Origin of the sequence: Pseudomonas sp. R1-7 (genome assembly GCF_051132105.1) — a bacterium.
Classification (GTDB): Bacteria; Pseudomonadota; Gammaproteobacteria; order Pseudomonadales; family Pseudomonadaceae; genus Aquipseudomonas.
Genome location: NZ_CP071661.1, coordinates 4,289,125 through 4,299,672 on the forward strand (window position 1 = coordinate 4,289,125; position 10,548 = coordinate 4,299,672).

The following is a 10,548-nucleotide window of genomic DNA, read 5'->3' on the forward strand; positions in this document are numbered from 1 at the left end:
GCTCCGTGACAGCAATAAGTCGATTACATGACAGCGCGAGGCGTTGCGCCCTCGGTGTAGACTGACCGCCAGCCACGGGAGACCGCGATGAGACCGATCCTCACGCTACGCCACTACAGCCACGATCTGATTGTCCACAGCCATGACCACGCACAATTGGTGTTCGGGTTGTCTGGCGCGCTGGACTTCGAAGTCGAGGGTCGTGGCAGCCAAGTGGTGCAGCAGAGCTTCGTCGTGGTGCCGGCCGGTGCTCATCACGCGTGCGGCAGCCCACAAGGGAGTCGCTGCCTGGTGCTCGATGTGCCTGGCGACGAGTGGGTCGGGCAATGCCTGGGCGACCATGCCGACGCCAGCCGCCGGTTGCTCGATAGCACCAGTCGCCTGCCGCTGGATGCGGGGCAAAGCCAGTTGGTGACTTGGTTGGCGAGCAGCCCGGTGGACGACCCGGTGATTGCCCAGCAAGGCGCAGTGTTGTTGCTCGCCAGCCTCAACGGGGGGCACCAGGAAACCGTCGGCGGCCGGCGCCTGCCCTATGCCGCGCTGAATGCTCACATCGACCAATATGCCGCCTACCCGCTGCAAGTGGCGGACCTGGCGCGCGTCGCCGGGCTTTCCAGCGCTCGCCTGCATGCCCGTTTCGTCGCCGAATGCGGCCAGACACCGATGGAATACATCCGCAGTCGCCGCCTGCACAAGGCCGTAGGGTTGTTGCGTGACTCGCAACTGCCGATCGGTGAGATTGCCCATCGAGTTGGCTACAGCTCGCAAAGCGCTTTCGCCGCAGCCGTGCAGCGCGAGTTCGGCGTCTCACCGGGCAAGCTTAGGCAGTCACGCTAGTCTCGCGCTAAAAATCGCTAGGATCGCGACAGACAAAAACCGTTGGCAGCGGGCTTAATGGCCGAACGTCCAACCGTTCACCAAGGATTGCAATGACACCCCGTACCGCCCTCGGCGCCCTGCACATCGGCGCACTCATGTTCGGCCTGACCGGTGTATTCGGCAAACTCGCCGCAGCCTCGCCGGCCGTCATCGTATTCGGTCGCGCGGTGTTCGCCGTGCTGGCCCTCGCGGCTTTTGCCCGATTCGCCAGCCCGACCCGCTGGGAAAAACTCCGGGGCCGGGACATGCGCCGGTTGCTGCTCGGCGGCCTGTTGCTGACCGGGCACTGGGTGAGTTTCTTCATTTCGGTGAAAGTCGCCGGCGTAGCAATCGCCACCCTGGGATTCGCCAGTTTTCCTGCCTTCACGGTGCTGCTCGAAGGGTTGATTTTCCGCGAGCGAATCCGCGCCAACGAAATCGTCCTGGTGGTACTGGTGAGCGTCGGCCTGGTGCTGGTCACCCCGACCTTCGACCTGGCCAGCGGCGCTACCACCGGCCTGCTCTGGGCGGTGGCCTCGGGGCTGTTGTTCTCACTGTTGTCGCTGACCAATCGCGCCGGCTCCGGACATGTGCCACCGGTACAGGCAGCGCTCTGCCAGAACGTCGTGGTCGGCCTCTGCCTGCTGCCGATGGCTGCGCCGCAATTGGCCGAGGTTCGTCCGCTCGACTGGTTGTGGATCGGCCTGCTCGGGGTGTTCTGCACAGGCCTGGCCCACAGCCTGTTCGTCGCCAGCCTGGCGGTGATCAAGGCCCGCACCGCCGCGGTGGTGTTCGCCATGGAGCCCGTCTATGGCATCACCATTGCCTGGCTGTTGTTCGATGAAAACCCGACGCTGCGCATGTTGCTCGGTGGCGTGCTGATCATCGTTGCGATCGTGGTGTCGAGCCAGCTGGACGGCACGAAAAAAAACAGCGCTGGCGCCCAGGCCCCGTCTCACTGAGCCCGGTCATTGAATTCTATCGTTGTGCCCCAGGTCGCGCTCCGGATCGATCTGGTCGCGGACCCGCTGCTTGAGTACCTTGGCTTCGGGAAACCCGCCATCCGCCTTGCGCTCCCAGATCTGGGTGCCATCGCAGCCAATGTGGAAAACCCCACCGGTGCCTGGCACCAGGGACACCTTGGCGAGATCGTCGCCGAATGTGCTGAGCAGTTCCTGGGCCAGCCAGGCGGCCCGCAGCAGCCATTGGCATTGGGTGCAATAGGTGATGACGATTTCCGGTTTGTTTGCGCTCATTGCGGGTGAACTCCTGGTTCCAAAGGCGTCGTTATACTACTCGCCTTTGATCGCCAGCTTCGAGATTGACCATGCGCCGCCTGCTGCCTTGCCTGCTTCTTCTGCTTTTGCCGTTACTCGGCCATGCCAACGAGCCCACCGTCGAAACACCGCGCCCGAAGATCGGCCTGGTGCTGTCCGGCGGCGCGGCCCGTGGCCTGGCTCACATCGGTGTGCTCAAGGCCTTGGAAGAGCAAGGCATCAAGATCGACGCCATCGCGGGCACCAGCATGGGCGCGGTGATCGGCGGCCTTTACGCCTCGGGCTACAAGATCGACGAACTGGAGAAGCTCGCCCTGGGCATCGACTGGCAACAAGCCCTCTCCGATGCCCCGCCGCGCAAGGACGTGCCCTTCCGGCGCAAGCAGGACGACCGTGATTTCCTGGTAAAGCAGAAACTGAGCTTTCGCGACGACGGCAGCCTCGGCCTGCCGCTAGGGGTGATCCAGGGACAGAACCTGGCCCTGCTCCTGGAAAGCCTGCTCGCCCACGCCAGTGATACCCGGGACTTCGACAAACTGCCCATTCCTTTCCGCGCCGTGGCGACCGACATCGCCACCGGCGAAAAGGTCGTGTTTCGCAAGGGCCACCTGCCCAAGGTCATTCGCGCCAGCATGTCGATTCCGGCCGTGTTTGCGCCGGTTGAACTGGACGGTCGGCTATTGGTGGACGGTGGCATGACCGACAACATCCCTTTGGATGTGGCCCGGGAAATGGGTGTGGACGTGGCTATTGTCGTGGACATCGGCACCCCATTGCGCACCCGCAAGCAATTGGTCACGGTGGTGGATGTGCTGAACCAGTCGACGACGCTGATGACCCGGCGCAACTCCGAGGAGCAACTGGCCACATTAGGCAAAAACGATGTGTTGATCCAACCGGCCCTGGCGAGTTTTGGCTCCACCGATTTCGGCCGGGCTCCGGAGATGATCGATGCCGGCTACCGCGCCACACGCATACTCGAAGCGCGCCTGGCGCACTTGCGTCCTGCCGAGCCGGCCGACGCCGAACTGCTGGCGGCACGCACCGCGAACGAGCGCACGCCGATCATCACTGGGATCCGGGTGGAAAACGACTCGAAGGTCGGCGACGACGTGATCCGCTATTACATTCGCCAGCAAATCGGCGAACCGCTGGACCTGGGTCGCCTGCAAACCGACATGGGCACGCTGTACGGCCTGGATTACTTCGAGCAGGTGCAATACCGCGTCGTGCACAAAGGCGCGGACAACACCTTGGTCATCAATGCCCGGGGCAGACGCACCGGCACTGATTACCTTCGCCTGGGCTTGAGCCTGTCGGACGACATGCGCGGCGACAGCGCCTTCAATCTTGGCGCCAGTTATCGGGTCAACGGCATCAATCGCCTGGGTGCCGAATGGCTGACCCGGGCGCAGATTGGCGACAAACAAGAGTTGTACAGCGAGTTCTACCAGCCGCTGGATGTCGGTTCACGCTACTTCATCGCGCCCTACGGGCAGTTCGAATCGCGCAATGTCGAGTCGATCCTCGACAACGATCCGGTGGCGCAATATAGGGTCGAACGCTACGGCTTCGGCCTGAACCTGGGCCGGCAGATCGGCAACAGCGGGGAGATCCGCTTCGGTGTCGGCCAGGCCTGGGGCAAGGCAGATGTGCGTATCGGCGACCACGACCAGCCCAGCGAAAACTTCAACGAGGGCTTCTACGAGCTCAAGTATTCGTTCGACTCCCTGGACAGCGTGTATTTCCCCCACGATGGCGAAGACATCGGCTTGTCCTGGCGCCAGTACGAACCGGGCCTGGGTTCGGACCAGCGTTATCGCCAGTGGGAATTCAAGCTGGACAAGGCCCTGAGCAGCGGCCCGGACACCTTCATCCTGGGCGGGCGCTACGGCCGCACCCTCGACACTGCCGAGGTCGTGACGTCCAGTTTTGTCCTCGGCGGCGCACGGCAATTGTCGGGCTTTCGCGAAGACGGGATATCCGGCCAGAACATGAGCCTGATGCGCGCGGTGTATTACCGCAGGCTCACGCCTCGCGCCTACCTGCCGTTGGACTTCCCGCTGTACATCGGCGGCTCGCTGGAGCGCGGCCGGGCCTGGAACAACGACAACGAGTTCGACAGTGGCTACATCAACGCCGCCAGTGTCTTCCTGGGCTTTGACACGCCGCTGGGGCCTTTGAACTTCAGTTATGGCTTCAATGATGACGACGAGCAGGCGGTGTATCTGAACCTGGGGCAGACGTTTTAAGGCCCCGTAGCATCCCCGTGCAGGAGCGCCGAACCCTCAACGAATCCCGGCCAGCAGCACCCGGGCGGTTTCCTTGAGCGGTTCATCCCCTTCTTGCAGCAGCTCTTCCAGCAGCGTAATAGCGCTCTTCAGGTCGCCCTCGTCGATGCGATTCTGGGCTTCTTCAAGTTTTTCCGAATGCTCCGATGCTTGCGGTTCGAAGGAAACAGGTTCGAGCGAAAGGGATTCGAATTCAGGTCCAACGGGCATCGGCTCCAGCTCCAGCGCCTGCTCTTCGTCGGCAAACCCATCGAGGAAATCATCGTCCAACGACTCCGTTTCCAACGGCGCCCCCCACTGCAGGTCCGGCTCGTCAAAACCCGATAACGTCAGCGTTTCGGCAGCGGTGGAGGGAGTGTTTTTTGGCTCTGGGGGCGCCGGCTGGTCATCGGCCAAGTCCCAGCTGTTTTCCAGGGCGAGCCCATCGAGCTTCAACTCGAATTCATCGTGGGGCGCAGCAACAGGTTCGGGCGCGGGCATGGGAGCCTGGAGTTCAGCCGAAGTTTCCGCCGGCGCGTTGACCGGGGTGACTTTCGGGTAACGGTTGCGAATATCCTCCAGCGCCTGATGAGCGACGCCTTGGGCCAATAGATGATTTTCCTGGGCCTGGAAGCCGATGACGTCGCCCTGCTTACCCAGTACATCCAACAACTTCAGGCCCAGGTCGGTACGCTCCGGCTCGGCCAGCAATGCCGCGCGCAGCAGCCCCGCGGCTTCGTTGAAGCGGCCATACGTCAGGTAGATCCCCACGCCCTCGAGCACGTCTCCCATGGGAGCGTCGCCGTTATTGAAGGACGCGACGACCTCGGGGGGCTCGATTTCGGCGCTCTCGGCATAGGTTTCGGTGTCATCATCCAGGTTCAAGTCACGCTGATGTTCGGCCAAAGGCCCAGTCCCTGTCGATGCCTGCTGTTGCCGGTGACGAAGGAGCAGCAAAAGCGCCAGTAACCCAAGCAGCCCCGCCAATCCCCCTACCCACAGCCAGTCGATGCCTTCGGCCTCCGTCACTGGCGCTGTGTCGACCGCGGGAACGGATTCAGCGGGTTCGGTGGATTCGGCGGTTTCCGGAGCAAGTTCCGAGGTGATCGTCGGTGCCGAGGCCTGGGCCAGTTGCGCTTGGAGCTCGCTGATCTGCTGGCGCTGGCCGGCGATTTCCTGGTCCTGGGACTGGACCCTGGCCTGCAGTTGTTCGATCGTCTGCTGTTGCTGTTGGCCCAGCAGGACACTGTCCGCTAATTGTTCAGCGCTGTTATCGGACGCGCCGGAACGCGCCGCTGCGGGGGGCTGGACAGCAGGAGGCAAGATAGCCGAATCGGGCAGCAACAAGCGTTGGCCGATGGAAAGCCGCTCGCTACCGGGGTTCAGCGCCTGGATCCCTTGCATCAGTTCGTTGACCGACGCATTGCTGCCCGCATCATGCAGACGCTTGGCGATCACCCAGGGATTGTCGCCCTGTATGACGGTGTAGCGTTTGCCCTGTGTCGCCGGGGGCGGCTTGATGGCCGATGTTGTTGCTTGGGCTGCGGCAGAAGGTTCGTCAGCGACCGGCACAACGCCTGGGGTGCCCGGCGGGTCGATCAGCACGGTGTATTCGCGCAACAGTCGCCCGTTGGGCTGGTTGAGCTGTACGAGGAAATTAAGGAACGGCTCCTCCACCGGCTTGCTGGACGTCACCCGAATGAAACTGCGGCCGCCGCGCAGCACGGGAGTGAAGCGCAGGTTATTGAGAAAGAATACCCGCTCCACCCCGGCACGGCTGAAGTCCTCCGGCGCCGCCAGGCTTGCAGACAGGTCGCTCTCGTTGAGTCCCGCCGCATCAACCAGGGCAATATCGGCGCGCAACGGCTGATTCAAGGCTGAATGGAGCGTGATCTCCCCCAGCCCCAGCGCCGACGCCAGGGCGGGAAACCCCAGGGCACCCACGACGACCGACACGTTGATCCAACTGCGCAACGTGGACTGCAAACTTTCAAGCATGGGTATCCCTTTCGACTACCAGACTGAGCGCAAACGCTTCCAATACGATCGCTTAGTACTGGTTATAGTTCGCTAACCGCCGAATCTCAAAAGCCTGGCGCCAGGGATATGCCTCAGGATTTTTCCAGATTGGCCAGGATAGTGCCGTGGACTCGCATGCAGACCCGCATATCCGCTTCGTCGACGCCTTCGAACAACTCCCGGCGCAGCTGCGTAGCAATGGTTTCGATTTGTTCGATCAACGGCAGCGCCGGGGCGCAGAGCACGATCTTCTTGGCCCGGCGGTCTTCGGCCACGGCTTGGCGTTGCACCAGTCCCTGGGTTTCCAGGCTGTCGAGCAAGCGGGCCAGGGTCGGGCCTTCGACGGCAACGCTCTGGGCCAACTCGCGCTGGGTCGGCGCCTGTTCGAAACGGGCCAAGTGCAGCAGCACCAGCCAGCGCGCCTGGGACAGGCCTAACCCAGCGAGGCGACGGTCCAATTCAGCGCGCCAGCCACGGGACATCTGGGCCAGTTGCATGCCAAAACGGTGTTGATCGGTCAAAGGCATAAAAAACTCATCAATCTTAAATAGAGAAAAACTAATTATTAGTTAGCTAAGCATGACCTTTGGATTCAGGCAAGGCTCGCACTGTAGTGAATCGTTAAAGGAACGTAACGGGTTGATCAGACTTCGAATTCCGATTGCAGCGCAGCCCTGACGCAATACAAGACGCCCTCAGGGACACGTCCTACAAACAACGCGGCAACTTCTGATACGGGAGGCAACTCGCCTTCCCCATCGAGAAACGCATCCTGTACTTCGCCCATCAACTCTTCCGGCAGATCCAAAGCCTGTTCCAAGGACAGTTGCTGTTCACCAATGGCCTCGGCCAGCATCGTATAGACGTTCTTTTCCGAACATTGCAATTGGCCGGCAATCTGCAGCGGGGTCATGCCGGCGCGGGTCAGGGTGATGAGTTCGTGGCGCACATCGGCCACCGCTGGCGGTGCCTCGGCTTCGCCGCCCAGCACCTGGAGGAAGGCCTCGCCATAACGCTCGAGTTTGCGCGCGCCGACGCCACTGACCCGGGCCATTTCCGCCAGGGAAGTCGGTTGGCTGCGGAGCATCTCCAGCAAGGTTGAATCGGGGAAGATGACGTAGGGCGGAACACCGTGTTCCTCGGCCAGCTTGCGCCGCAGGGCACGCAAGGCTTCCCATTGATCGCGCTCTTCGCCGCGCACCAGTTGGCTGGCCTGGCTCTTGCTGCTCTTGACCGCTGTCGCCGGCTTGAGGTCGCGGCGCAACTCCAGAGTGACTTCGCCCTTGAGCAGGGGTCGGCAGGTCGCGCTCAGGCGCAGGCCACCGTAGCCTTCCAGGTCGATGTCCGCCAGGCCACGCGCCACCAACTGCCGGAACAACGAGCGCCATTCGCTCTCGCTGCGGGCCTTGCCCACGCCAAACACCGACAGGTGCTGGTGGCCGAAGCTGCGGACTTTCTCGTTGTCCTTGCCCAGCAACACGTCCACCAGGTGCCCGACGCCATAGCGCTGGCCGGTGCGATAAATCGCCGAAAGCGCCTGTCGGGCCGGCTCGGTGGCGTCCCAGGTTTCCACGCCGTCGACGCAATTATCGCAATGGCCGCACGGCTGGGGCATGTCTTCGTCGAAATAGGCGAGCAAGGTCTGGCGACGGCAGCGGGTTTCTTCGCACAGCGAAAGCATGGCGTCGAGCTTGTGCTGCTCCAGGCGCTTGTGTCGCTCATCGCCCTCGGAGTTCTGCAACATTTGCTTGAGCATCACCACGTCCTGCAGGCCGTAGGCCATCCAGGCGTCCGCGGGCAAGCCATCTCGACCGGCACGCCCGGTTTCCTGGTAATAGGCCTCCAGGGACTTGGGCAGGTCCAGGTGAGCGACGAAACGCACGTTGGGCTTGTCGATGCCCATGCCGAACGCCACGGTGGCCACCATGATCAGGCCTTCCTCGTTGAGGAAGCGCTTTTGATGATAAGCCCGCAGATCGTTGGGCAGGCCCGCGTGATAAGGCAATGCCGGGAAACCTTGTTCGCTGAGGAATGCGGCGACTTCCTCGACCTTCTTGCGCGACAGGCAATAAACAATGCCCGCGTCGCTACGCCGCTCGGCAAGGAATGCCAGCAATTGCTTGCGCGGCTGCTCCTTGGGCACGATGCGATAGAAAATATTCGGGCGGTCGAAGCTGGAGAGGAACCGCTCGGCGTTCTGCAGATGCAGGCGGTCGACGATTTCTTCGCGGGTACGCTTGTCGGCGGTGGCGGTCAGGGCAATGCGTGGGACATCGGGGAACAGCTCGGCCAGTTGTCCCAGCTGCAAGTATTCGCGACGGAAGTCGTGGCCCCATTGGGACACGCAGTGCGCTTCGTCGATGGCGAACAGGGCGATTTCCAGGCTTTGCAAGAACGCCAGCATGCGCGGCTGTACAAGGCGCTCCGGCGCCAGGTAGAGCATTTTCACCTCGCCGCGCTTGATGCGCGCCGCCAGGTCCCGCTGTTGCTCGGCGCTCAAGGTGGAGTTCAGCGACGCGGCGGCGACCCCCAGTTCTTCCAGAGTGGCGACCTGGTCATCCATCAAGGCGATCAGCGGCGAAACCACCACCGCCAGACCGTTGCGCAGCAGCGCCGGCACCTGGAAGCACAGCGACTTGCCGCCGCCGGTGGGCATGAGCACCAGGGCATCGCCACCGCTGGCCACGCGCTCAATGATGGCACCCTGGCGACCACGGAAACTGTCGTAGCCGAAGATGTCCTTGAGAACGCGTTGAGCCTGTTCGAGCATAGAAACTCCAAAATCACCGAAACATCCCTGCAAGGCTGGTCCAGAATCACAAACACTGCACTGGCGAATCGTAAGTGCGCGTTTCCAACCGACCGCAGGGCATCGCAAAACGCGGCAGTATACCCGAGGGTTTCGTTGCGCAGGGGGCTGCTGACAGGAGGTGCTAGCGTTTGCAAGAAGGCAAATCCACCACGCGGCTGGCCTGCCCGCTCAAGAAGGCCTAGAATTCCCGCATTGTTTATTCCCCAAGGTAGCCCGTAATGTCCTTCGCTGAGCAACTGACCCGCCTGCAAGTCTTCCTCGACGCCGATGAGCTGCACGAAGAGGCGCTGGATTACGTGGCCGCTCATGGCTATCTGACCGCCCTGTCGATCTGCTCCGAAGCGGTGCCGGACCGTGAATGGATCGACGCCCTGTTCGCCGAAGAGCCGCATTACAGCGACGAAGCCCAGCGGGCCGAAATCGAAGCCACGCTGGTCGGCCTCAAGGCCCACATCGCCCGTCAGTTGGCCTCCGATGAGGAATTCGAGCTGCCGTGCGAACTGGACCTGGGCGACGACCCGGACGATTCGGAACTGCGCGGCTGGTGCATCGGCTTCATGGAAGGCGTATTCCTGCGCGAAGCCGCCTGGTTCGAAACCGCCGAGGAAGAAGTCAGCGAAATGCTTCTGCCGATCATGGTCGGGTCCGGCCTGTTCGACGAGCAACCGGAGTTTTCCGACATTGCCGCCGATGCGAACCTGATGGACGACATGATCGTGCAGATCCCCGAAGCGCTGACGGCCCTGTACCTGCTGTGCAATGCCCCGGACGAGAAACCGGCGATTCTCAAGCCTCGCCATCACTGAGCCACCGGGTGCCCGCCCCCATCGGCAAGCGCCCGCTGATCCTGCGTTACGCTCTGCTGGCCATCGGCTGGCTGAGCGTGGTGCTGGGGGTCATTGGCATCTTCGTTCCTGTTCTCCCCACCACCCCCTTCCTCCTCTTGGCCGCCGCCTGCTTCGCCCGCAGTTCGCCGCGCTTCTACCACTGGCTGGTAACACATCCCCGCCTCGGCCCATGGATCAGCGACTACCTCAGCGGTCATGGCATTCCGCTCAAGGGCAAGGTCTACGCGATCGGCTTGATGTGGGCGAGCATCCTGCTGTCCTGCTACTTGGTGCCCCTACCGTGGGCGCGGGGATTCATGCTCACCAGTGCGGTGCTGGTGACGATATATATCCTCAGGCAGAAGACGTTGCGCAGCCGCTGAGCAATAATTCGGTGTTCCCTAGGCGAGGAAGCTTGCTCCCGCTGGGTGGCAAAGCCGCCCTGAAACCAGCCAACGCAGTCCTCCAGGCAGGCCGCGCCAGCC

At 62.4% G+C, this 10,548-nt stretch carries 9 protein-coding genes; 5 read left to right on the forward strand and 4 right to left on the reverse strand.

Going from position 1 to position 10,548, the window contains the following annotated elements:
* Positions 1–87 precede the first annotated feature (87 nt).
* Both J3P79_RS19095 and J3P79_RS19100 read left to right on the forward strand, forming a co-directional pair.
* Positions 88–837, forward strand: coding sequence for an AraC family transcriptional regulator (locus J3P79_RS19095; RefSeq protein WP_434605049.1), 750 nt, complete (start codon positions 88–90; stop codon positions 835–837).
* A 92-nt stretch (positions 838–929) separates the two neighbouring features.
* Positions 930–1,820 (forward strand): DMT family transporter, encoded by an 891-nt coding sequence (locus tag J3P79_RS19100; protein ID WP_434605051.1) that lies wholly within the window; start codon positions 930–932, stop codon positions 1,818–1,820.
* A gap of 6 nt (positions 1,821–1,826) precedes the next feature.
* Here J3P79_RS19100 and J3P79_RS19105 read toward each other — a convergent pair whose 3' ends face one another.
* A complete protein-coding gene (locus J3P79_RS19105; RefSeq protein ID WP_434605053.1) occupies positions 1,827–2,114 on the reverse strand; it encodes a SelT/SelW/SelH family protein in 288 nt (95 codons plus the stop codon).
* 71 nt (positions 2,115–2,185) lie between these two features.
* Here J3P79_RS19105 and J3P79_RS19110 point away from each other — a divergent pair, with 71 nt between their 5' ends.
* Positions 2,186–4,387, forward strand: coding sequence for a patatin-like phospholipase family protein (locus tag J3P79_RS19110; protein ID WP_434605056.1), 2,202 nt, complete (start codon positions 2,186–2,188; stop codon positions 4,385–4,387).
* Positions 4,388–4,423: 36 nt separating this feature from the next.
* Here the strand turns inward: J3P79_RS19110 and J3P79_RS19115 are convergent, their stop codons facing one another.
* From J3P79_RS19115 to recQ, 3 genes are all read right to left on the reverse strand, one after another.
* Positions 4,424–6,403: a FimV/HubP family polar landmark protein gene (locus J3P79_RS19115; protein ID WP_434605058.1), complete on the reverse strand. Its 1,980-nt coding sequence runs from the start codon at positions 6,401–6,403 to the stop codon at positions 4,424–4,426.
* 113 nt (positions 6,404–6,516) lie between these two features.
* Positions 6,517–6,951 carry a MarR family transcriptional regulator gene (locus J3P79_RS19120; RefSeq protein WP_003199001.1) on the reverse strand — a complete coding sequence of 145 codons (435 nt, stop codon included), beginning with the start codon at positions 6,949–6,951 and terminating at the stop codon, positions 6,517–6,519.
* A gap of 116 nt (positions 6,952–7,067) precedes the next feature.
* Entirely contained in the window at positions 7,068–9,194 is a 2,127-nt protein-coding gene (recQ, locus tag J3P79_RS19125) for a DNA helicase RecQ (RefSeq protein ID WP_434605060.1), read from the reverse strand.
* Positions 9,195–9,454: 260 nt separating this feature from the next.
* Here recQ and J3P79_RS19130 point away from each other — a divergent pair, with 260 nt between their 5' ends.
* Together J3P79_RS19130 and J3P79_RS19135 are read left to right on the forward strand one after the other, a co-directional pair.
* Complete coding sequence (locus J3P79_RS19130) at positions 9,455–10,042, forward strand: UPF0149 family protein (RefSeq protein WP_434605062.1); 588 nt, start codon at positions 9,455–9,457, stop codon at positions 10,040–10,042.
* A gap of 8 nt (positions 10,043–10,050) precedes the next feature.
* Positions 10,051–10,446 (forward strand): YbaN family protein, encoded by a 396-nt coding sequence (locus tag J3P79_RS19135; RefSeq protein ID WP_434605064.1) that lies wholly within the window; start codon positions 10,051–10,053, stop codon positions 10,444–10,446.
* The last annotated feature ends 102 nt before the right edge of the window (positions 10,447–10,548 follow it).

Excerpts from the sequence above, each read along its gene's own strand:
- J3P79_RS19105 (WP_434605053.1), bottom strand. The coding sequence starts at position 2,114 with ATGAGCGCAAACAAACCGGAAATCGTCATCACCTATTGCACCCAATGC.
- J3P79_RS19120 (WP_003199001.1), bottom strand. The coding sequence starts at position 6,951 with ATGCCTTTGACCGATCAACACCGTTTTGGCATGCAACTGGCCCAGATG.
- J3P79_RS19115 (WP_434605058.1), bottom strand. The coding sequence starts at position 6,403 with ATGCTTGAAAGTTTGCAGTCCACGTTGCGCAGTTGGATCAACGTGTCG.
- J3P79_RS19095 (WP_434605049.1), top strand. The coding sequence starts at position 88 with ATGAGACCGATCCTCACGCTACGCCACTACAGCCACGATCTGATTGTC.
- J3P79_RS19110 (WP_434605056.1), top strand. The coding sequence starts at position 2,186 with ATGCGCCGCCTGCTGCCTTGCCTGCTTCTTCTGCTTTTGCCGTTACTC.
- J3P79_RS19100 (WP_434605051.1), top strand. The coding sequence starts at position 930 with ATGACACCCCGTACCGCCCTCGGCGCCCTGCACATCGGCGCACTCATG.
- recQ (WP_434605060.1), bottom strand. The coding sequence starts at position 9,194 with ATGCTCGAACAGGCTCAACGCGTTCTCAAGGACATCTTCGGCTACGAC.
- J3P79_RS19130 (WP_434605062.1), top strand. The coding sequence starts at position 9,455 with ATGTCCTTCGCTGAGCAACTGACCCGCCTGCAAGTCTTCCTCGACGCC.